The sequence below is a fragment of the Petropleomorpha daqingensis genome (genome assembly GCF_013408985.1).
Classification (GTDB): Bacteria; Actinomycetota; Actinomycetes; order Mycobacteriales; family Geodermatophilaceae; genus Petropleomorpha; species Petropleomorpha daqingensis.
Genome location: NZ_JACBZT010000001.1, coordinates 1,275,549 through 1,296,574 on the forward strand (window position 1 = coordinate 1,275,549; position 21,026 = coordinate 1,296,574).

Here is a 21,026-nt window from a genome sequence, read left to right on the forward strand (position 1 = left end):
CGTGACCACACCTGACTACCGGCTGACCCAGCTGGAGACGCTCGAGGCGGAGTCGATCCACGTCATCCGCGAGGTCGCCGCCGAGCTGGAGCGGCCGGTGCTGCTGTTCTCCGGCGGCAAGGACTCGATCGTGATGCTGGAGCTGGCGCGCAAGGCGTTCGCGCCGGCCCGCATCCCGTTCCCGGTGATGCACGTCGACACCGGCCTCAACTTCCCCGACGTCCTGGAGTTCCGCGACAAGCGGGTCGCCGAGCTGGGCGTGCAGCTGATCGTCGCCTCGGTGCCCGAGGCTATGGCCGCCGGGCTGGTCAAGGAGGAGCCGAACGGCTCGCGGAACCGGATCCAGACGCCGGTGCTGCTCGACGCGGTCGAGCAGCACGGCTTCACGGCGCTGTTCGGCGGCGCGCGACGCGACGAGGACAAGGCCCGGGCCAAGGAACGGGTGTTCAGCTTCCGCGACGAGTTCGGCCAGTGGGACCCGAAGAACCAGCGGCCCGAGTTGTGGGACCTCTACAACGGCCGGATCCACCTCGGCGAGTCGATCCGCGTCTTCCCGCTGTCCAACTGGACCGAGCTCGACGTCTGGCAGTACATCGCCCGGGACGAGATCGCGATCCCGCCGCTGTACCTGGCCGAGGAGCGCGAGGTCGTGGAGCGGCAGGGGATGCTCTACGCGGTCAACGAGTTCATCCGCCCGCGCGAGGGCGAGCAGCCCTTCCGCGAGACCGTCCGCTACCGCACGGTCGGCGACGCCAACCTGACCGCCGCGGTCCGCTCCCGGGCCCGGACCGTCGAGGAGGTCATCGCGGAGATCGCGGTGACCCGCATGACCGAGCGCGGCGCCACCCGCGGCGACGACAAGGTCAGCGACGCCGCCATGGAGGACCGGAAGAAGGAGGGGTACTTCTGATGAGCGCCCCCATCGACGTGCACTCGGCGGCCGCCGAGCAGGCCCACGACATCGCCGTCGCCCGCAAGGACATCCTGCGCATCGCCACCGCCGGCTCGGTCGACGACGGCAAGAGCACGCTGATCGGCCGGCTGCTGTTCGACAGCAAGGCCGTGTTCGAGGACCAGTACGAGGCGGTCGAGCGGGCCTCGGCCGGCGGCGACTACGTCAACCTGGCGCTGCTCACCGACGGGCTGCGGGCCGAGCGCGAGCAGGGCATCACCATCGACGTCGCCTACCGGTACTTCGCCACCCCTCGGCGCACGTTCATCCTCGCCGACACCCCCGGGCACGTGCAGTACACGCGGAACATGGTCACCGGCGCCTCGACCGCCGACCTCGCGATCGTGCTGGTCGACGCGCGCAAGGGGCTGGTCGAGCAGAGCCGCCGGCACGCCTTCCTCGCCTCGCTGCTGCGGGTGCCGCACCTCGTCGTCGCGGTCAACAAGATGGACCTCGTCGACTGGTCGGAGGAGGTCTACGAGCGCATCCGCGACGAGTTCACCGCGTTCACCACGAAGCTGTCGATCCCCGACCTCACCGTCGTCCCGATCTCGGCGCTGCACGGCGACAACGTCGTCCTGCGCTCGGCGAACACCCCCTGGTACGAGGGGCCGTCGCTGCTGCACCACCTCGAGCACGTGCACGTGGCCAGCGACCGGAACCTGGTCGACACCCGGTTCCCGGTGCAGTACGTGATCCGGCCGCAGTCCGACGCCCACCACGACTACCGCGGCTACGCGGGGACGGTCGCCAGCGGCGTGCTGCGGGCCGGTGACGAGGTGCTGGTGCTGCCCAGCGGCCTGACGACGACGATCGCCGGCATCGACGGCCCCCGCGGACCGGTCGAGGAGGCGTTCGCGCCGATGTCGGTGACCGTGCGGCTGGCCGACGACCTCGACGTCTCCCGCGGTGACCTGATCTGCCGCCCCGGCAACGTCCCGCAGGCGACGCAGGACCTCGACGCGCTGGTCTGCTGGATGACCGATGAGCCACTGCGCCCCCGCCAGCGGCTGGTGGTCAAGCACACCACCCGCACGGTGCGGGCCATGGTCAAGGAGCTGACCTACCGGCTCGACGTGAACACGCTGCACCGCGACCTCGAGGCCGGCGAGCTCGGGCTCAACGACATCGGCCGGGTCCGGCTGCGCACCACGCAGCCGCTGTTCACCGACGACTACAACCGCAACCGCGTGACCGGCCGGTTCATCCTGGTCGACGAGAGCACGAACGCCACCGTCGGCGCCGGCATGCTCCCGCCCCACCGCTGAGTAAGGACCCCCTGCCCCCCACCGCTCGCACGCTCGCGGCGGGCCCCTGCAGGGGGCCGGGGGTCCTCTTCAGCCGCGGCTGGCAGTTTCCAGGGCGCGGCGGGTGAGGAGTCGGGCGAGGTGGCGGCGGTACTCGGCGTCGGCGTGCATGTCCGACGACGGCTCGAGGCCCTGGTCGGCCAGCGCGGCCGCCTCCTCGATCGACGCCCCGTTCGCCAGCGCCTCCTCGGTCGCGGTCGCCCGCACCACCGAGCCGGCCATGTTGGCCAGCGCCACCCGGCCCTGCACGGCGGCCGCCGCGACGATCGGCCAGTCGTTCTCCCGCCGGGTGAACTTCTCGTAGCCCCAGCCCGCGGTGCCGGTGCGCGGCACCCGCAGCTCGACGACGAGCTCGTCGGGCTCCAGCGCGGTCTCGAAGAACCCGAGCCAGAACTCGGTCACCGGGATCGAGCGCCGGCCACCGGGCCCCTGGACGACGACCGAGCCGTCGAGCGCCAGCAGCGCCGTCGGCAGGTCCGACGCCGGGTCGCTGTGCGCGACCGTGCCGCCCAGCGTGCCCTTGTGCCGGACCTGCGGGTCGCCGACGCGGGAGGCCACGTGCGGCAGCAGCGGCACCTCGGCGCGGGCGACGTCGGAGCGCTCCAGCTCGAAGTGCCGGGTGCCGGCGCCGATCGCCACCTCGTCGCCGTCGACGCGGACGTAGGAGAACTCCGGGATCCGGCTGATGTCGACCAGGACGGCGGGCACGGCCAGCCGCAGCTTCATCAGCGGCAGCAGCGAGTGGCCGCCGGCCAGCAGCTTGGCGTCGTCCCCGTGCTCGGTCAGCGCGGCGATGGCCTCGTCGACCGACCCGGCCCGCACGTACTCGAACGGAGCGGGGATCATGCCGGCACCTGCCCGGCGGAGGGACCGGCCTGGGCCGCGGTGCGGACCGCGCGCACGATGTTGTGGTAGCCGGTGCAGCGGCAGAGGTTGCCCTCGAGCCCCTCCCGGACCTCGCGGTCGCTGGGGTCGGGGTTGTCGGAGAGGACGCCGATCGCCGCCATCACCATGCCCGGCGTGCAGAACCCGCACTGCAGGCCGTGCTCGGAGCGGAACGCCGCCTGCATCGGGTGCAGCTCGCCGTCCGGACCGGCCAGCCCCTCGAGCGTGGTGACCGTCGCGCCGTCGGCCGACGCCGCGAGCACCGTGCACGACTTCACCGACAGCCCGTCGACGATCACCGTGCAGGCGCCGCAGGACGTGGTGTCGCAGCCGATGTTGGTGGCCTTGAGACCGCACGTCTCGCGCAGGTAGTGGGCGAGCAGCAGGCGGGGCTCGACGTCGTCCGTCCGCTGCTGCCCGTTGACCGTGATCGTGACCTGCATCAGTTCGCGCCTCCCTGCTGGGCGTGCTGGATCGCCCGCCACACCCGCATGGGCGTGCAGGGCATGTCGATGTGCCGGACGCCGAGGTGGGACACGGCGTCGACGACGGCGTTGTGGACGGCGGGCGTCGACCCGATCGTGCCGGCCTCCCCGATCCCCTTGGCCCCGAGCGGGTTCACCGGGGTCGGCGTGACCATGTCGACCAGCTCGAAGCTGGGCAGCTCGGTCGCCGAGACGAACGGGTAGTCGGCCAGCGTCGAGGTCTGCGGGTTCCCGTCGGCGTCGTAGAGGACCTCCTCGAGCAACGCCTGCGCGACGCCCTGCGCGTAGCCGCCGTGCCGCTGCCCCTCGGCGAGCAGCGGGTTGACGATCGTGCCGGCGTCGTCCACGGCGACCAGCCGCACGAGCTCGGCCTTGCCGGACTCGACGTCGACCTCGACGACCGCGAGGTGCGCCCCGAACGGGAACGTCGGGCCGGCCGCCTCGAAGCGGGTGTTCACCAGCAGCGGCTCCTTCTCCGCGAGCTGGGCGAACGTGACGCCGGTGCCCGGCGTGCCGCGCACCGAGATGCCCGCCGACGCCAGGTCCACCTCGAGGTCGTTCGGATCGGCCTCCAGGACCTCCGCGGCGCGCTGCTTGGCGAGGTCCACCAGCTCGATCGCGGCCTTGTGCACCGCGGCCCCGCCCTGCTGCAGCGAGCGCGAGCCCATCGTGCCGCCGCCGCGCGGGATCCGGTCGGTGTCGCCGTGGATCACGGTGATCTTCTCGACCGGGATGCCGAGCTGCTCGCTGGCCAGCATGGCCCAGGTGGTGGCGTGCCCCTGGCCGTGCGGCGAGGTGCCGGTCAGCACGGTCGCCGTCCCGTCGGGGTGCACCTCCAGGGAGGCCGACTCGGCCGCCCCGAATCCGGTGTCGGCCCCGGTGATCTCGACGTAGACCGACATCCCGAGACCCAGCTGGCGGTCGTCGCCGCGCTCGCGCCGGCGGGCCTGCTCGGCGCGCAGCTCGTCGTAGCCGGCGGCCTGCAGCACCCGGTCGAGCGCCGCGGTGTAGTCGCCGGTGTCGTACGTGGCACCGCTCTTCGTGGTGTACGGCTCGTCGAACTTCGGGATCAGGTTCTTGCGGCGCACCTCGGCGGGGTCCATGCCGATCTCGGCGGCGAAGGCGTCGAGGGCGCGCTCGACGGCCGCGGTGGCCTCCGGGCGCCCGGCGCCGCGGTAGGCGCCGATCGAGGTGGTGTTGGTCGCGAGCGCCCGCGCGTAGGAGTGCACCTTGGGGAACGCGTAGACCGCCGAGGTCATCAGCATCGTCAGCGTGGGCAGGACGAGCCCGACCCGCGGGTAGGCGCCGGCGTCCTGGTCGATCTGCAGGCTGTAGGCCTCCACGGTGCCGTCGCGGCGGCCGCCGATGGTCACCACCTGGTCCTGCGCGCGGCCCTGCAGCATCCCGACCAGGTTCTCCGAGCGGCTCTCCGACCAGCGCACCGGACGGCCCGCCTGCTTGGCCAGCCAGGCGACGAACGCGTACTCGGGGTCGGCGCCGATCTTCGCCCCGAACCCGCCGCCCACGTCGGGGGTGATCAGCCGCACCTGCGCCGGGTCGAGCCCCAGCCAGCCGGCGATCTCGCCCTTGGCCTGCTGCGCGCCCTGGTTGGTGCACCAGATCGTCACGCGCCCGTCCTCGCCCCAGGCGGCGGCGGTCGCGCGGGTCTCCAGCGGCACGGCCGCGACCCGCTGGTTGACGATCGGCTGGGTCACGACGACCTCGCAGCCGTCGAAGAAGTTCGCCGGCGCCGGTTCCCCGAAGGTGGCCATGACGTTCGTGCCGGCCTCGGGGAACAGCAGCACCTTGTCGGTCGCCGCGTCCGCGGTGGTGACGACGGCCGGCAGCGGGTCGATGTCGACGGCGACCAGCTCGGCGGCGTCCTCGCCCTGGTAGCGCTCCTCGGTGAGGACGACGGCGACGAGATCGCCGACGAAGCGCACCGTGTCGCGGGCGAGCCACGGCCGCTGCATGGCCGGCGGCACCATCGGCAGCCCGGCCGGGAGCGGATCGAGGTCGATGTCCTCGGCGGTGTAGACGGCGACGACGCCGGGCGCCTCGCGGGCGGCCGAGGCGTCGACGGACAGCAGGCGGCCGTGGGCCACCTGGGATCGGACGAAGGTGGCGTGCAGCGCGCCGGCGAGCCGGTCGTCGACCAGGTCGTCGGTGTACGTCGCGCCGCGCGTGAGGAACAACGGGTCCTCCGTGCGGACCACGCGCGTGCCCATGATGCTCATGCGGCCCCCTCAGCTGGGATGGAGTCCCCCGCAGCTTGTCAGAGGGTGTGAGCGCGCTCACGCGGGGGTTCCCCGGCGGGTCTCCGGGGCTTCGCGGCGTGTGGTGGAGTGGTGCGCGATGAACGACGTCCGGACGGCGGCGAGCCCGGCCACGCGGACACGCGCGGCGACCGTCGCCGTCCTCGTGGCCATCGTCGCCGTGGCGCTCAACCAGCGCCCGGCGGTCGTCGCCGTCGCCCCCGTGCTGCGCGACCTGCGCGCCGACACCGGCCTGTCCGCCGCCCTCGCCGGGCTGCTCACCACCGTCCCCGTGCTCTGCTTCGGCGCGTTCGCACCGTTCGCCCCGCGGCTGGCCCGCCGGATCGGCCTGGAGACGGCGGTGGCGCTGTCGCTGGTGCTGCTGGCCGCCGGCATCGCGCTGCGGCTGTTCCCGCCGGTGGTCCTGCTCTACGCGGGCAGCTTCGTCGCCGGGGCGGCGATCGCGATCGCCAACGTGCTGCTGCCGGCCTACGTCAAGCGCGAGTTCCTCCGCCCCGGCCCGGTGATGGGGCTCTACTCGGCGTCGCTCAACGTCGGCGCGGCCGCCGGCGCCGCGCTCACCGTGCCCGTGGCCACCGCGCTGGGTCTGTCCTGGCGCGGCGGGCTCGGGATGTGGCTGGTGCTGGCGCTCGTCGCGCTGGTGGTCTGGCTGGTCGTCGCCGGCACCGGCAAGGAGCACCGCACGGGTCCCGGCCTGGTCGCGGGCGGTTCGTGGAGCCTGCTCCGGCAGCCGCTCGCCCGGCAGGTGACCGCGTACCTGGGGCTGCAGAGCGTGCAGTTCTACGCCGTCGCCGCGTGGCTGCCGACGCTGCTGGCCGACGCGGGGGTGCCGGTCAGCGAGGGCGGCCTGCTGCTCGGCCTGGCCAACGTGGTCGGGGCCGGCGGCGCGCTGCTGCTGCCCGCGCTGGCCGGCCGGATGCGCACCCAGCGGCCGCTGGTGCTCGTCGTCCTGGCCTTCTACGCGATCGGCCTCGGCGGGCTGCTGCTCGCGCCCGGCACGGCGACCGTGCTCTGGGTGCTCGCCTTCGGGATCGCCCAGGGGTCGGGCTTCGCGCTGGCGCTCACCCTCATCGTGCTGCGCAGCCCGACGCCGCTGACCTCGGCCCGGCTGGGCGGGGTGGCGCAGTGCCTGGGCTACCTGCTCGCCGCCGCAGGCCCGTTCGTGCTCGGCTGGCTGCACGACCTGACCGGCGGCTGGCAGTGGCCGCTCGCCCTGCTGCTGGTGCTGCTGCTGCCGATGATCTGGGCCGGCTGGGGCGCCGCCCGCGACGCCGTCGTCGACCCGGGCGAGCCCGCCGTGCCCGTCTAGCGAAGGCGGACCGGCAGGACCTCGAAGCCGCGCAGCGTCTGCAGGTCGCGGCGCACCGGGCGCCCGTCGACCCGCAGGCCCGGGAACCGCTCGCTGAGCGCCTGCAACCCGACGACGCCCTCGAGCCGCGCCAGGCCGGCGCCCAGGCAGTAGTGGATACCGCCGGAGAAGGCGAGGTGGTCGCGGGCGTTCGCGCGGGTCACGTCGAAGCGCGCGGGGTCGGCGAACACCTCGGGGTCGCGGTTGGCCGCGCCGAGCAGCAGGGTCACCCGGCCGCCGGCCCGGAACCGCTGCCCGGCCACCTCGACGTCGGTGCGCACGTTGCGCCCGGTGATCTGCACCGGGCTGTCGTGGCGCAGCACCTCCTCGACCGCGTTCGCCCACCCCTCGGGCGCGGCCCGGAGGGCGTTCCACTGGTCGCGGTGCGCGTCGAGCAGGACGACGGCGTTGCCGAGCAGGTTCACCGTCGTCTCGAAGCCCGCCCCGAGCAGCAGCATCACCGTGGCGTGCAGCTCCCGCTCGGTCAGCGCCTCCTCGCCGGGCAGCCCCACCAGCCGGCTGACCAGGTCGTCGCCCGGGTCGCGGCGCAGCCGGTCGAAGTGCCCGCGCAGGAAGGCGTGCATCGCCCGCAGCGCCTTCTCGGCCGCGACGTAGCGGCGCAACGGCAGGCCGGGGTCCAGCGTCGCGGCCGCGGCCGAGCCCCAGCGCAGGAAGTCCTCCCGCCGGTCGGTCGGCACGCCCAGGAGCTCGGCGATCACGAGCACCGGCAGCTGCTCGGCGTAGCCCTCGACGAGGTCGACCGGGCCGTCGGCGCGGCGCTCGAGCGCGTCGAGCAGCTCGTCGGCGGTGCGGCGGATCATCGGCTCGAACGCCGCGATGGCCCGCGGGGTGAACGCCCGGCTCACCAGCCGCCGGTAGCGGGTGTGGTCCGGCGGGTCGACCACGAGCATGGACGGCGGCTCGGCGACGCCGGTCGCGTCCAGCTCGTCGCCGTACTCCAGGGCCCAGCGGATCGCCCGCGGCGCGGCGGAGCGGTCCCAGCCGACCCCGAACGCCTCCGACCGCAGCACCTCGCCCGCCACGGCGTGGGACGTGGTCACCGGCCCGAGGCTGCCCGGCGCGAGCGGCCCGATCGCCCGCAGCTGCTCGTAGAGCTCGTACGGCTGCTCGCGCTGGGCGGGGTCCCGCAGCAGCCGCCCGGTCAGGTCACCGCGCCGCGCGGCCCGCGACAGGTAGGCGGCCGGCAGGCCGTGCCGGACGCCCCAGCGGACGAGCGTCCGGTGCGAGGTGCGGCTCGGGCGGGCGACGGCAGCGGGCTCGGCCGGCCGGGTTCCGGTGGAGGTCACCCCGGCAGTCTGGCAGGCACGACGACGGCGCCGTCCCTGGTCGGGGACGGCGCCGTCGCGAGGCTCCTACTCGGTGGGGGCCGGCGCGTCGCCGGGGTCGCCGTTCCAGTCCTTGCCGGCCTTGTCGGCGTTCTCGGGCAGGTCGCTCGCGGTCTGGTCGGCGACCCGCTGCGCCATCTCCTCGTCGGACAGGCCCTCTCCCGCCGCGTGGGTGCCGCTGCTGGGTTCGCTCATCGCGCAGTCTCCTTCGGTCCGGCGCACTCGGTCCCCACCTGCCTCCCCGGTCGGGAGGGGTGGCAAACCACGCTCAGACCGGGGGCGCGAGCTCGAACCAGACCCGCTTGCCGCCGTCGTGCTCGTCGCAGCCCCAGCGCTCGGCGATGGCCTGCACCAGGCGCAGCCCGCGGCCGCGGGGGCGCTCGGCGTTCAGCTCGCGGACGACGGGCAGCACCGACGAGCCGTCGACCACCGCGACGCGCAGCCAGCCGTCGGCCAGCTCCAGCTCGAGGGTGAACGAGGCCTCCCCGCCCACGTGGTCGACCACGTTGGTCACCAGCTCGGTGACCAGCAGCGCGGCGTCGTCGCGGTCGTGCGGCGCCCGCCAGACGCGCAGCAGGTCGACCGTGACGTGCCGAGCCAGAGGAGCGCTGTGAGGAACCGGCGGCAGGTCGAGGCTGGCGGCGAAGCTGGACACGCGGAGTTCCGATCTGAGGCTGCGGGGACGTCGAGCGACCTCCACCGCGATGTGGTGATCCGGGCGCCGCCCGTTGCGCGCCATCCACTCGCGGGCAACTATGCACGCCGGTGCGATCCTGTGCAATACCTGTTGCACGCAATGGCCGTTCAATCCTGTAGTGTGCAATCTAACTCCTGGAAGGGGGCGCCGTGACCGAGCTCCCCAGCGCGACCGATGCCGCGACGAAGGCGCTCGAAGAGCTCGTCGCCGCCATCGACGAGTGCGTCGAGCAGTTGCAGCACAGCCGCGCGCGGGCGGAGCAGCTGCTGGCGTCCCGGGCCGACGGCGTCTCGTGGCTGGACATCGTGACCGCCGAGAGCCGCCCGCTGGTGGTGGAGTCGGTCAGCGCCGTCCTGTCCACGCTCGCCCGGACCGGCAGCGCCTTCCGCCGCGAGCAGGCCCACGCCCTGCAGAGCGAGCGCGTGAGCATCAACCGGATCGCCGCCCTGTTCGGGGTCACCCGGCAGCGCATCTCCGCCCTGCTCCGCGAGCGCGCCGACGACGAGGCCGCAGGCTGACCGGCTAGGCCACCAGGGCGTCGATCGCCTTGTAGATCCGCTGCTCCGAGATGGGCCGGGGCGTGCCGATGCCCTGCGCGAACAGCCCCACGCGCAGCTCCTCGATCATCCAGCGGACCCGGCCCACCGGGTCGTCGGGCGCCCCTGTCGCGGGGACCTGCCGGCGCAGCTGCTCGTACTCCGCCGTGACCGCGGCGACGGTGTCCGTCCACAGCGCGTCCCGGGCGGCGTTGGCCGGCAGCTTCTCCAGCCGGTACGCCATGGCCCGCAGGTAGCGGACCAGGTCGGGCAGCCGGCGCAGTCCCGCGTCGGCGACGAAGCCACGGTGCAGCAGGCCGCCCATCTGGCGGCGCAGGTCGGCGATCGCGGCCTCGGGCACCCGCCGTCCCGGCGCCTGCCCGATCGCGACGGCCACCTCGCGCGCCTGGGTGAGGACCGCCTCCACCCGGCGCACCCCCTCGGTGGTCAGCGGCGCCAGCTCGGCGCGCGCCCGCCCGACCAGCGCCGCGAACGCGGCCTCGTCGTGCGGCGGGCCTCCGGCGGCGGCGATCAGCTCACCGGCGGCGGCGTCGACGACGTCGTCCACCAGCGCGGGGATCTCGCCGTCCGGGTTGAACTGCAGGGCGAGCCGCGTCGTCGGCGACAGCCCCCTGACCACCTGGCGGGCCGGCGAGCCGGCGGCGAGCACCAGCAGCCGGCGCGCGCCGGACCACATCAGCCGGCTCGCCTCGGCCTCGGTCGCCACGACCCGGACGCCGACGGTCGACCCCTCGTCGACCAGCGCGGGGTAGGCGGTCACCACGTGGGCGCCGCGGCGCACCTCGACCGTGCGCGGCAGGGTGCCGACGTCCCACGACGTCAGGCCCGTGCGCTCCAGGTCGGACGCCGCCCGCGCGAGCGAGGCCCGCGCCTGCGGCGCGACCTGGGCCTTGAGCGCCGCGAGGTCCTTGCCGGTGGCCAGCGGGCGGGCGGCGTCGTCCAGCACCCGGAACGTCGCGCGCAGGTGGTCGGGCACCTGGTCGGGCTGCCAGGCGTCCGGCGGGACGACGACCGCCGCGGCACGGCGCAGCTCCCGCTCGAGCGCGGGCAGCAGCGGCTCGCCCGGGTCGATGTGCGGCAGGACCTCGCGGACCCGGTCGGGGATCGGCACGAGCGCCCGGCGCACCTGCTTGGGCAGCGTGCGCAGCAGCGCGGTGACCAGCTCCTCCCGCATGCCCGGCACGGTGAAGGCCAGCGACTCCCCGGACGTCCGGTCGGCGACGGCGTCGAGCACCCCGAGCGGGACGTCGACGGTGACGCCGTCGGTCGTGGTCCCCGGCGCGAACGCGTAGGAGAGCGGGAGGGAGAGCCCCTGCGTGAGCTCCACGGCGTCCGGGAAGTCCTCCACCCGCACCTGCCCGGCCGCGGCGGCGTTGGTGAGCATCTCCGGGGTGAGGGTGAGCAGGTCGGGGGTCTGCCGGCGGGCGGTCTTCCACCACTTGTCGAAGTGCCGGGCGGAGACGATGCCGGCCGGGATCCGGGCGTCGTAGAGCTCGAAGAGGGTCTCGTCGTCGACGGCGATGTCGCGGCGCCGGGCCCGCTCCTCCAGCTCGCCGACCCGCTCGATCGCCCGCTGGTTCTCGGCCCAGAACCGGTGGTGCGTCGTCCACTCGCCCTGCACGAGCGCGTGCCGGATGAACAGCTCGCGGGACAGGACCGGGTCGATCGCGCCGTACTGCACGCGCCGGCCCACGACCAGCGGGATGCCGTACAGCGTCACCCGCTCGCCGGCGACGACGGAGCCCCGCTTGGCGTCCCACCGCGGTTCGGCGTACTGCCGCGTGACCAGGTGCGCGGCCACCTTCTCGACGTCGTCGGGATCGACGCGGGCCACCGTGCGGGCGAACAATCGGCTGGTCTCGACGATCTCGGCGGCCACGACCCAGCGCGGCGGCTTCTTCGCCAGCGGTGTGCCGGGAGCGATGACGAAGCGGGTGCCGCGCGCGCCCAGGTACTCGCGGCTGGGCCGCCCGGGCTTCCCGTCGCGGCTCTTGGTGGGCTCCGCCTGCAGTCCCACGTGCGAGAGCAGCCCCGCGAGCAGGGCCGTGGTGATGCCCCGCTCGTCCGGCTCCGTCGCCAGGTCGCCCAGGTTCATCCCCAGCCGCCGGGCGGTGCCGCGCAGCTGGCCGTGCAGGTCCTGCCACTCGCGGATGCGCAGGTAGTGCAGGAACTCCCGCTTGACCGACCGGCGGAACTGGTTGCCGGAGAGGGCGTCCTGCTGCTCGGCGAGGTAGCGCCACAGGTTGAGCAGGGCGAGGAAGTCCGAGTGCTCGTCGGCGAAGCGGGCGTGCGCCTGGTCGGCCGCCTGCTGGTGCTCGGCCGGGCGCTCGCGCGGGTCCTGGATGGTCAGCCCGGCGGCGATGACCAGGACCTCCTCCAGCACGCCGCGGCGGTCGGCCTCGACCACCATCCGCGCGATCCGCGGGTCGAGCGGCAGCGCGGCCAGGGCGCGCCCTGCATCGGTGAGCCGGCGGTCGGCGTCGAGCGCGCCGAGCTCCTCGAGCAGCGCCAGCCCGTCGGCGACCGCGCGGCGGTCCGGCGGGTCGACGAAGGGGAACTCCCCGACGTCCCCGAGGTCGAGGGCGGCCATCTGCAGCAGCACCGAGGCGAGGTTGGTGCGCAGGATCTCGGGATCGGTGAACTCCGGCCGGGCGAGGAAGTCCTCCTCGGTGTAGAGCCGGATCGCGATGCCGTCCGCCGTGCGGCCGCAGCGCCCCGCCCGCTGCCGGGCCGAGGCCTGGCTGATCGGCTCGATCGGCAGCCGCTGCACCTTCGTCCGATGGCTGTACCGCGAGATGCGCGCGGTGCCGGGATCGACGACGTAGCGGATGCCCGGCACGGTCAGCGACGTCTCGGCGACGTTCGTGGCCAGCACGATCCGGCGGCCGGTGTGCGGCGCGAAGACCTTGTGCTGGTCGGCCGCCGACAGCCGGGAGTACAGCGGGACGATCTCGGTGTCGGCGAGCCCGCGTTCCCCCAGCGCGTCCTGGGTGTCGCGGATCTCCCGCTCGCCGGCGAGGAACACCAGGATGTCGCCCGGCCCCTCGGCGGTCAGCTCGTCGACGGCGTCGAGGATCGCGCCGACCTGGTCGCGATCCGGGTCCGCCTCCGGGTCGTCGGGATCGACGACCGGGCGGTAGCGCACCTCGACCGGGTAGGTGCGGCCGCTGACCTCGACGATCGGCGCGTCGCCGAAGTGCCGGGCCACCCGCTCGACGTCGATGGTCGCCGAGGTGATGACCAGCTTGAGGTCGGGACGGCGGGGCAGCAGCTGGGCCAGGTAGCCCAGCAGGAAGTCGATGTTGAGGCTCCGCTCGTGCGCCTCGTCGAGGATGATCGTGTCGTACTGGCGCAGCAGCCGGTCGCGGGCGATCTCGGCGAGCAGGACGCCGTCGGTCATGAGCTTGACCACCGTCGTGTCGCTGACGTGGTCGGTGAACCGCACCTTGAAGCCGACGGCCTCACCCAGCGGGCTGCCCAGCTCCTCGGCGATCCGCTCGGCGACGCTGCGGGCGGCGATCCGCCGCGGCTGGGTGTGGCCGATGCGCCCGCGCAGGCCGCGGCCCAGCTCGAGGGCGATCTTGGGCAGCTGGGTGGTCTTGCCCGATCCGGTCTCCCCCGCGACGACGACGACCTGGGCGTCGCGCAGGGCGGCGGCGATGTCGTCGCGGCGGGCGCTGACCGGCAGCTCGGGCGGGTACGTGATCGTCGGGACGGCGGCGCGGCGGCGGGCGATGCGCTCCTCGGCGGTGGCGACGTCCGCGGCGATCCGCTCCCGCTGCCTGGAGCGTGCCTCGGGATCGCGGACGCGGCGCAGACCCTCGAGCCGACGGCCCAGCCGGTGGGCGTCCTCGAGGGTGAGCCCGTCGAGCCGGGCGCGGAGGGCGTCGGGCGGCGCGCTCACGGCGGCGGGCTCCTTTCTGTCAGCAGGGTCGGGTAGTGATCACCGGGACGGGTACCCGTGCCCAGGATCCCACCGCGCGTTCCCGCGCGGCCGTCGTCCGCGTCACATGTTCTTGTTCCATGCAACTTATTGTGTGCAGCTCACAACATGTTGTACCGTGCATACGTTTTGTCCCCGTTCCCCTCCGGAGCACCGGTGACCACCACCTCCACGCCTGCGTCGACCGACGCCGAGCAGCGGCGGGAGCACCTGCAGGCGCTCTCCGACCAGCTGCCGCGTTTCGGCCGGCTCGTGCACGCGCTCAAGGCGCAGCAGGCGACCGAGGGCCGTGACCGGGCCGCGCTGGTGCTGCTCTTCCCGCTGGTCCGTCTCGGTCCGCTGCGGCAGGGCGCGCTGGCCGAACTGGTGCACGCCGACCCCTCGACCGTCAGCCGGCACGTCACCTCGCTGGTCGAACGCGGTCTGGTGACGCGCGTCGCCGACGAGACCGACGGGCGGGCCAGCCGGCTGGTCGTCACCGACGCCGGGCACGCCGAGCTGGAGCAGCTGCGGCGCGAGCGCCACGCGCTCTTGGAACGGGTGACCGGCGGCTGGAGCGAGGCCGAGCTGGCCACGTTCACCACGCTCTTCAGCCGCCTGATCGACGACCTCACCGCCGGTCTCCCCGGCTACCCCTGCGGTCCGGGCAACGACGCCCCTGCCGTCCCGACCGACCTGCCCGTCTCGAGAGAGAAGCGATGAGCCAGACCTCCACCACCCGCCGGGACGCCCGGGCGGCGGCCGCTGCGCCGGACGAGAGCGGTGTCTTCACCCACCGCCAGATCCTCACCATCCTCGGCGGCCTGATCCTCGGCATGTTCCTCGCCGCGCTGGACCAGACCGTCGTCTCGACCGCGATCCGGACGATCGCCGACGACCTGCACGGCTACGACCTGCAGGCCTGGGCGACCACGGCGTTCCTCATCACCTCGACGATCGCCACCCCGCTCTACGGCAAGCTGTCGGACCTCTACGGGCGCCGGCCGTTCTACCTGTTCGCGATCGGCACGTTCGTCATCGGGTCGATGCTCTGCGGCCTGGCCACCTCCATGTACCAGCTGGCCGCGTTCCGCGCCTTCCAGGGCATCGGCGCCGGTGGCCTCATGTCGCTGGCGCTGGCGATCATCGGCGACATCGTGCCGCCGCGCGAGCGCTCCCGGTACCAGGGCTACTTCATGGCCGTCTTCGGCACCTCGAGCGTGCTGGGTCCGGTCATCGGCGGCTTCTTCGCCGGCCAGGCCTCGCTGCTGGGCATCACCGGCTGGCGCTGGATCTTCTACATCAACGTGCCGCTCGGCATCGCCGCGTTCCTCGTCGTCATGCGCGTGCTGCACCTGCCGCACACCCGGCGCGACCACCGGATCGACTGGCCGGGCGCGATCGCGCTGATCGTCTGCCTGGTGCCGCTGCTGATCGTCGCCGAGCAGGGCCGCAGCTGGGGCTGGGGTTCGGGCCGGTCGGTGCTCTGCTACGTCATCGGCGCCATCGGCCTCGTGCTGTTCATCCTGGCCGAGCGCGCCTACAAGGACGACGCCCTGCTGCCGCTGCGGCTGTTCAAGAACCGCAGCTTCTCCGTCGGTGCCGTCGGCAGCATCGTGCTCGGTGCCGGCATGTTCGGCGGCATCCTGCTCCTGCCGCAGTACCTGCAGGTCGTCCACGGCTCGAGCCCGACCGTCGCCGGTCTGCAGATGATCCCGCTGGTCGCCGGCATCATGACCGGCGCGATGAGCTCCGGTATCGCGATCTCCAAGACCGGCCGGTACAAGGCGTTCCCGCTGATCGGCATCGTCCTGATCGTCGCCGCGCTCGTGTCGATGGCCTTCGTGATCGACGCGCACACCTCGGTGTGGACCCTCGTGCCGTTCATGATCCTTCTGGGCCTGGGCCTCGGCTTCAACTTCCAGCCGGTGATCCTCGCGGTCCAGAACGCGGTCAACCCGCGGGAGATGGGTGTCGCGACCTCGTCGGTGACCTTCTTCCGGCAGATGGGCGGCACGATCGGCGTCGCCGCCTTCCTGTCGCTGCTGTTCACCCGCCTGGGCAGCGAGATCCCCGACCAGATCCGGCAGGCCGTCGCGGCCAATCCCGCGGCCGGCCAGCAGGCCGCGCAGCTGCAGCAGGCCGGCGCCGACAGCGTGCTGGCCGACACCAGCGGCATCCACCGCTTCCCGCTGCTGGTCGAGCCGTTCAACATCGGGTTCTCGAACGCGATCTCCACCGTGTTCCTGGTGGCCGCGGCCGTCGTGGCGGTCGGCTTCTTCGTCCTGTGGTTCCTGCCGGAGGTGCCGCTGCGCAACCTGTCGGGCATCCAGGCCCAGCAGGAGGCCGCAGCCGGTGCGGCCGCGGCCGACGCCGTCCCGCCGGCCGTCGAGCGGACGCGCGAGGAGGAGACGGCCAACGCCGTCGGGGCCGCGGCACCGACGTCCACACCGCCGCCCGCCGGAAAGCCCAAGGACCCCCAGGGCTGACACCGGCCACGTCATCAGAGGGCCCCTTCCCGCTCCGGCGGGGAGGGGCCCTCGGCCTACTGTGGGTCGGTGCGCTCGTCGACCGTCCTGTCCCGCCGCGACCTCGACTTCCTGCTCCACGAGTGGCTGCAGGTGGAGACCCTGATCAAGCGGCCCCGCTACGCCGAGCACTCGCGCGAGACCTTCGACGCGGTGCTGGACCTGGCCGAGGAGATCGCCACCGAGCACTTCGCGCCGCACAACCGAACGGCCGACGAGAACGAGCCGCGGATGGTCGACGGCAAGGTCGTGCTCATCCCCGAGGTCGCCGCCGCGCTGAAGGTGTTCACCGAGGCCGGGCTCATGGCCGGGGAGTTCGACGAGGCCTACGGCGGCATGCAGCTGCCGCACACCGTCGGGCAGGCGGTGTTCGCCTGGTTCAAGGCCGCCAACGTCGGGACGTCGTCCTACCCGTTCCTCACCATGGCCAACGCGCGGCTGCTGCTCACCCACGGCTCCGAGGAGCAGAAGCGGACCTACGTCGGGCCGATGGTCGAGGGCCGCTGGTTCGGCACGATGGCGCTCTCGGAGCCGCAGGCCGGCTCGTCGCTGGCCGACATCACCACGCGCGCCGAGCCCCAGGACGACGGCACCTACCGGCTGACCGGCAACAAGATGTGGATCTCGGCCGGCGACCACGAGCTGACCGAGAACATCGTCCACCTCGTGCTGGCCAAGATCCCCGGCGGTCCGGCCGGGGTGAAGGGCATCTCGCTGTTCGTCGTCCCCAAGTTCCTGGTGGACGACGACGGCTCGCTCGGCGAGCGCAACGACGTCGTCCTGGCCGGGCTGAACCACAAGATGGGCTACCGCGGGACGACGAACACCCTGCTGAACTTCGGCGAGGGCGTGCACACCCCGGGCGGGCGGGCCGGCGCGGTCGGCTACCTGGTCGGCGAGCCGCACCGCGGGCTGACCTACATGTTCCACATGATGAACGAGGCCCGGATCGGCGTCGGCATGGGCGCGACGGTGCTCGGCTACACCGGCTTCCTGCACGCCCTGGAGTACGCCAAGACCCGCACGCAGGGCCGGCCCGCCGCGGCGAAGGACCCCGCGGCTGCACCGGTGCGGATCATCGAGCACCCCGACGTGCGCCGGATGCTGCTGGCCGCGAAGTCCTACGCCGAAGGCGGGCTGGCGCTCGGCCTCTACTGCGCCCGGCTGGTCGACGAGGAGCAGACCGCCGAAGACGCCGCCGACCGCGCCCGCGCGCACCTGCTGCTGGACACGCTCACCCCGATCGCCAAGGCATGGCCGTCGCAGTGGGGGCCGGTCGCCGACGACCTGGCGATCCAGGTGCACGGCGGCTACGGCTACACCCGCGACTACCCGGTCGAGCAGTTCTACCGGGACAACCGGCTCAACCCGATCCACGAGGGCACCAACGGGATCCAGGCGCTCGACCTGCTCGGCCGCAAGGTCGTCGCGCAGGGCGGCGAGGGGCTGCGGCTGCTGGTCGAGGCGATCCGGGCGACGACCGCGCGGGCGGCCGGGACCGGCTGGTCGGACTTCGCCGCCGACCTCGACGCCGCCGTCGAGCGGCTGGCCGCGGTCACCGCGACGCTCTGGGGCACCGGTGACGCCGAGCTGGCGCTGGCGAACGCGAGCGCCTACCTGGAGGCGGCCGGGCACCTCGTCGTCGCCTGGCTGTGGCTGGAGCAGGCGCTGGCGACCGGCACCGCCACCAGCGACTTCCACGAGGGCAAGCGCGTCGCGGCGCGGTACTTCCACCGCTGGGAGCTGCCGAAGGTGCACGTCCAGTTCGACCTGCTGGAGTCGCTGGACCGCACAGTCCTCGACACCGCCGAGAGCTGGCTCTGAAGGCCCCGCTTCAGGGGCCCGCCGCGAGCTTGCGAGTGGTGGGGGGAAGTGGGGTCCTTACCTACGCGGTGATCGCGGGCGCCGGGTCGGCGGCGGTGTTGTCCTCGAAGACGGTGGGTCGCTGCTCGCGCTCGTAGCGCGCGGTCGAGCGGGTGCCCAGCGCGATCACCAAGGCGGTCAGCACCAGGAACCCGACAAGGCTCACGGCCGGCCACAGGACCATCGGTTGTCTCCCCCAACTCGGTGTGCGTGCCACCCGGGCTGACCTGAGCGGCACGTTCTCGTGGAGAGCTTCTTCCCCGGAACGGTGCCGTTCCAATCGTCGGAAACGGGAATCCCCCGTCCGGGTGTGACGACAGTCATCCGCGCGTGCCCGCATCCTCCGTCGTCCACCCTCCGTGACGGAGGACCTCGTCCCGGCGCGTCGTGACTCGCCCGGGCGACGCGACCGGAATGGAACCGGATCGGCTGGGGCACAACCGAACCAACCGCCCTGATCCGGAGGACCCCTCTCATGGCCCGAGCAACCGGCTCCAGCCGGACCGAGACGGAGACCCGCTTCTCCGACAACCGCGCCGGTGACCCGGCCCCGCAGGACGACGTCGTCAGCGGTACGCGCGCCGACTTCGCGCCCACCGGCGCGGACGCGCGACCCACCTTCTTCGCCACGCTCAAGCGGACGGCGAAGGAGTTCAGCGAGGACAACATGACCGACTGGGCCGCCTCGCTCACGTACTACGGGGTGCTGGCGCTCTTCCCGGCGCTGCTGGCGATCATGTCGATCATCGGGCTGATCGCCGATCCGAAGACGCTCACCGATGCCCTGACCACGGTGATCCCCGGAGCGGCCCAGGGGACGATCGGCAAGGTCGTCGACCAGGTCGCCGGCCACGCAGGCACCGCCGGCTTCGGCCTGGTGCTGGGGATCGTCGGCGCGATCTGGTCGGCCTCGGGCTACGTCGGCGCCTTCACCCGCGCGGCCAACGTCGTCTACGAGACGCCGGAAGGCCGCAAGATCTGGAAGCTGAAGCCGCTGCAGCTGCTGGTCACGCTCGTCGGCGTGGTCATGGCGGCGATCATCCTCGCCGCGGTCGTGCTCAGCGGGCCGGTCGTGAAGGCCCTCGGCAACGCGATCGGGCTCGGCAGCACGGCGACCACGGTGTGGGACATCGCCAAGTGGCCGGTGATCGTCGTCCTCGTCGCCCTGATGATCGCGATCCTGTACTACGCGACCCCCAACGTCCGCCTCCGCGGGTTCAAGTGGGTCAGCCCCGGCGCCGGCGCCGCGCTGCTGATCTGGGCGGCCGCCTCGGCGCTGTTCGCGTTCTACGTCGCCAACTTCGGCAGCTACAACAAGACCTACGGCGCGCTGGCCGGCGTGATCATCTTCCTGGTCTGGTTCTGGCTGACCAACGTGGCGCTGCTGTTCGGCATCGAGCTGGACTCGGAGATCGAGCGCAGCCGCGAGCTGAAGGAGGGCGTGCCGCGGGCGGACAAGGAGATCCAGCTCGACGCCCGCGCGACGCCCAAGGACAAGCAGACGACGTAGCGCGATGGACACACGTCAGTGGCCCTCTCACCGCGCGTGAGAGGGCCACTGACGTGTGATGATCTCCAGGCGCAGCCGGGAAGGACTCCCATGGACACCATCAGCGCCTCCGATTTCTACGACCTGGCCGGGCTTCTCCCCGACGAGGACCGCGAGCTGCTGCGGCGGGTCCGGACCTTCATGGACGAGAAGGTCGAGCCGGTCATCAACGAGTGGTGGACGCGCGGCAAGTTCCCGCAGCCGCTCATCCCCGAGCTGGCCGAGCTCGGCATCGCCGGCAACCCGTACCGCGGCTACGGCTGCCCGGGCCGGTCCTTCCTCACCGACGGCATGGTGGCGATGGAGCTCTCGCGCGGCGATCCGTCGATCGCGACGTTCTTCGGCGTCCACGGCGGCCTGGCGATGGGCACGATCTACCTCTGCGGCTCCGAGGAGCAGAAGCAGCGCTGGCTGCCGCCGATGGCCCGGATGGAGCTGATCGGCGCGTTCGGGCTGACCGAGCCGCAGTCCGGCTCCGACGTCGCCCGCGGCCTGCGGACCACCTGCCGCCGGGACGGCGACAGCTGGGTGATCGACGGGCACAAGAAGTGGATCGGCAACGCCAGCTTCGCCGACCTGGTCGTCATCTGGGCCCGCGACGAGGAGACCGACCGGGTGCTCGGCTTCGTCGTCGAGAAGGACACCCCCGGCTTCTCCACGGTCGACCTCGAGGACAAGATCGCCCTGCGGGCGGTGCAGAACGCGCTGATCACCCTGGACGGCGTGCACGTGCCGGAGGAGAACCGGCTGCAGGAGGCGAACAGCTTCCGCGACACCGCCAACGTGCTGCGGATGACCCGCGCGAGCGTCGCGTGGTCGGCGGTGGGCTGCTCGCGCGGCGCCTACGAGCACGCGCTGGCCTACGCCGGCGAACGCACCCAGTTCGGGCGGCCGATCGCGGAGTTCCAGCTGGTCCAGGACCTGCTGGTGCGCATGCTGGGCAACATCACCGCCTCCGCGGCGATGTGCACGCGGGTCTCGCAGCTGCAGGACGAGGGCCGCCTCGCCGACGAGCAGGCGTCGCTGGCCAAGGCCTTCTGCACGATGCGGATGCGCGAGACCGTCGGCTGGGCGCGGGAGCTGATGGGCGGCAACGGGATCCTGCTGGAGAACCACGTGGGCCGGTACGTCGCCGACGCCGAGGCGATCTACTCCTACGAGGGCACCCGCGAGGTGAACAGCCTCATCGTCGGCCGCGCGATCACCGGTAGAGGCGCCATCGTTTAAGGACCCCGTTCTCCCCACCCTTCGCACGCTCAGGGTGGGACCCGGAACGGGGCCGAGAGCACGCCGGACGACTCACGTCGGCTG

17 protein-coding genes are annotated in these 21,026 nt (G+C 73.0%); 9 read left to right on the top strand and 8 right to left on the bottom strand.

Annotation, left to right across the window (positions count from 1 at the left end):
* The first annotated feature begins 1 nt into the window (after position 1).
* Together cysD and GGQ55_RS06300 are read left to right on the top strand one after the other, a co-directional pair.
* Positions 2-910: a sulfate adenylyltransferase subunit CysD gene (gene cysD / locus GGQ55_RS06295; RefSeq protein WP_179715615.1), complete on the top strand. Its 909-nt coding sequence runs from the start codon at positions 2-4 to the stop codon at positions 908-910.
* Positions 910-2,220, top strand: coding sequence for a sulfate adenylyltransferase subunit 1 (locus tag GGQ55_RS06300; protein WP_179715616.1), 1,311 nt, complete (start codon positions 910-912; stop codon positions 2,218-2,220). Before cysD ends, GGQ55_RS06300 begins: the two co-directional genes overlap by 1 nt.
* Before the next feature lie 69 nt (positions 2,221-2,289).
* Here GGQ55_RS06300 and GGQ55_RS06305 read toward each other — a convergent pair whose 3' ends face one another.
* The 3 genes from GGQ55_RS06305 to GGQ55_RS06315 are packed head-to-tail and all read right to left on the bottom strand — an operon-like array spanning position 2,290 to position 5,866.
* Positions 2,290-3,105: an FAD binding domain-containing protein gene (locus GGQ55_RS06305; RefSeq protein ID WP_179715617.1), complete on the bottom strand. Its 816-nt coding sequence runs from the start codon at positions 3,103-3,105 to the stop codon at positions 2,290-2,292.
* Positions 3,102-3,587: a (2Fe-2S)-binding protein gene (locus tag GGQ55_RS06310; RefSeq protein WP_179715618.1), complete on the bottom strand. Its 486-nt coding sequence runs from the start codon at positions 3,585-3,587 to the stop codon at positions 3,102-3,104. The genes GGQ55_RS06305 and GGQ55_RS06310 overlap by 4 nt, the downstream gene beginning before the upstream one ends.
* A complete protein-coding gene (locus GGQ55_RS06315; RefSeq protein WP_179715619.1) occupies positions 3,587-5,866 on the bottom strand; it encodes a xanthine dehydrogenase family protein molybdopterin-binding subunit in 2,280 nt (759 codons plus the stop codon). The genes GGQ55_RS06310 and GGQ55_RS06315 overlap by 1 nt, the downstream gene beginning before the upstream one ends.
* A 118-nt stretch (positions 5,867-5,984) precedes the next feature.
* Between GGQ55_RS06315 and GGQ55_RS06320 the strand changes: the two genes are divergently transcribed.
* Positions 5,985-7,214, top strand: a complete 1,230-nt coding sequence (locus GGQ55_RS06320) for a CynX/NimT family MFS transporter (RefSeq protein WP_179715620.1) — start codon at positions 5,985-5,987, stop codon at positions 7,212-7,214.
* Here the strand turns inward: GGQ55_RS06320 and GGQ55_RS28240 are convergent.
* The 3 genes from GGQ55_RS28240 to GGQ55_RS06335 form a co-directional block, all read right to left on the bottom strand.
* Positions 7,211-8,560, bottom strand: a complete 1,350-nt coding sequence (locus GGQ55_RS28240; protein WP_179715621.1) for a cytochrome P450 — start codon at positions 8,558-8,560, stop codon at positions 7,211-7,213. The two genes, GGQ55_RS06320 and GGQ55_RS28240, sit on opposite strands and share 4 nt — an antisense overlap.
* Before the next feature lie 66 nt (positions 8,561-8,626).
* Positions 8,627-8,794 (bottom strand): hypothetical protein, encoded by a 168-nt coding sequence (locus GGQ55_RS06330; protein ID WP_179715622.1) that lies wholly within the window; start codon positions 8,792-8,794, stop codon positions 8,627-8,629.
* A 73-nt stretch (positions 8,795-8,867) separates the two neighbouring features.
* Positions 8,868-9,254, bottom strand: a complete 387-nt coding sequence (locus GGQ55_RS06335) for an ATP-binding protein (RefSeq protein WP_179715623.1) — start codon at positions 9,252-9,254, stop codon at positions 8,868-8,870.
* Between the two features lie 191 nt (positions 9,255-9,445).
* Here GGQ55_RS06335 and GGQ55_RS06340 point away from each other — a divergent pair, with 191 nt between their 5' ends.
* On the top strand, positions 9,446-9,814 hold the full coding sequence (locus tag GGQ55_RS06340) for a hypothetical protein (protein ID WP_179715624.1): 369 nt from the start codon (positions 9,446-9,448) through the stop codon (positions 9,812-9,814).
* A gap of 4 nt (positions 9,815-9,818) precedes the next feature.
* Here GGQ55_RS06340 and hrpA read toward each other — a convergent pair whose 3' ends face one another.
* Positions 9,819-13,757, bottom strand: coding sequence for an ATP-dependent RNA helicase HrpA (gene hrpA / locus GGQ55_RS06345; RefSeq protein WP_179715625.1), 3,939 nt, complete (start codon positions 13,755-13,757; stop codon positions 9,819-9,821).
* Positions 13,758-13,952: 195 nt separating this feature from the next.
* Here hrpA and GGQ55_RS06350 point away from each other — a divergent pair, with 195 nt between their 5' ends.
* From GGQ55_RS06350 to GGQ55_RS06360, 3 genes are all read left to right on the top strand, one after another.
* Positions 13,953-14,498 carry a MarR family winged helix-turn-helix transcriptional regulator gene (locus tag GGQ55_RS06350; RefSeq protein WP_366488854.1) on the top strand — a complete coding sequence of 182 codons (546 nt, stop codon included), beginning with the start codon at positions 13,953-13,955 and terminating at the stop codon, positions 14,496-14,498.
* Positions 14,495-16,264, top strand: coding sequence for an MDR family MFS transporter (locus GGQ55_RS06355; RefSeq protein ID WP_179715627.1), 1,770 nt, complete (start codon positions 14,495-14,497; stop codon positions 16,262-16,264). Before GGQ55_RS06350 ends, GGQ55_RS06355 begins: the two co-directional genes overlap by 4 nt.
* A 69-nt stretch (positions 16,265-16,333) precedes the next feature.
* Entirely contained in the window at positions 16,334-18,127 is a 1,794-nt protein-coding gene (locus tag GGQ55_RS06360; protein WP_179715628.1) for an acyl-CoA dehydrogenase, read from the top strand.
* A gap of 61 nt (positions 18,128-18,188) precedes the next feature.
* Here the strand turns inward: GGQ55_RS06360 and GGQ55_RS06365 are convergent, their stop codons facing one another.
* Positions 18,189-18,350 carry a hypothetical protein gene (locus GGQ55_RS06365; protein ID WP_179715629.1) on the bottom strand — a complete coding sequence of 54 codons (162 nt, stop codon included), beginning with the start codon at positions 18,348-18,350 and terminating at the stop codon, positions 18,189-18,191.
* Between the two features lie 291 nt (positions 18,351-18,641).
* Here GGQ55_RS06365 and GGQ55_RS06370 point away from each other — a divergent pair, with 291 nt between their 5' ends.
* Complete coding sequence (locus GGQ55_RS06370; protein WP_179715630.1) at positions 18,642-19,676, top strand: YihY/virulence factor BrkB family protein; 1,035 nt, start codon at positions 18,642-18,644, stop codon at positions 19,674-19,676.
* A gap of 90 nt (positions 19,677-19,766) precedes the next feature.
* Positions 19,767-20,942 carry an acyl-CoA dehydrogenase family protein gene (locus tag GGQ55_RS06375; RefSeq protein WP_179715631.1) on the top strand — a complete coding sequence of 392 codons (1,176 nt, stop codon included), beginning with the start codon at positions 19,767-19,769 and terminating at the stop codon, positions 20,940-20,942.
* The last annotated feature ends 84 nt before the right edge of the window (positions 20,943-21,026 follow it).

What these genes read in the sequence shown, in the direction of transcription:
- GGQ55_RS06310 (WP_179715618.1), bottom strand. Translation starts at nt 3,587, where the DNA reads ATGCAGGTCACGATCACGGTCAACGGGCAGCAGCGGACGGACGACGTC.
- GGQ55_RS06375 (WP_179715631.1), top strand. Translation starts at nt 19,767, where the DNA reads ATGGACACCATCAGCGCCTCCGATTTCTACGACCTGGCCGGGCTTCTC.
- GGQ55_RS06370 (WP_179715630.1), top strand. Translation starts at nt 18,642, where the DNA reads ATGGCCCGAGCAACCGGCTCCAGCCGGACCGAGACGGAGACCCGCTTC.
- GGQ55_RS06330 (WP_179715622.1), bottom strand. Translation starts at nt 8,794, where the DNA reads ATGAGCGAACCCAGCAGCGGCACCCACGCGGCGGGAGAGGGCCTGTCC.
- GGQ55_RS06305 (WP_179715617.1), bottom strand. Translation starts at nt 3,105, where the DNA reads ATGATCCCCGCTCCGTTCGAGTACGTGCGGGCCGGGTCGGTCGACGAG.
- GGQ55_RS06355 (WP_179715627.1), top strand. Translation starts at nt 14,495, where the DNA reads ATGAGCCAGACCTCCACCACCCGCCGGGACGCCCGGGCGGCGGCCGCT.
- GGQ55_RS06365 (WP_179715629.1), bottom strand. Translation starts at nt 18,350, where the DNA reads ATGGTCCTGTGGCCGGCCGTGAGCCTTGTCGGGTTCCTGGTGCTGACC.
- GGQ55_RS06320 (WP_179715620.1), top strand. Translation starts at nt 5,985, where the DNA reads ATGAACGACGTCCGGACGGCGGCGAGCCCGGCCACGCGGACACGCGCG.
- GGQ55_RS06300 (WP_179715616.1), top strand. Translation starts at nt 910, where the DNA reads ATGAGCGCCCCCATCGACGTGCACTCGGCGGCCGCCGAGCAGGCCCAC.
- GGQ55_RS06315 (WP_179715619.1), bottom strand. Translation starts at nt 5,866, where the DNA reads ATGAGCATCATGGGCACGCGCGTGGTCCGCACGGAGGACCCGTTGTTC.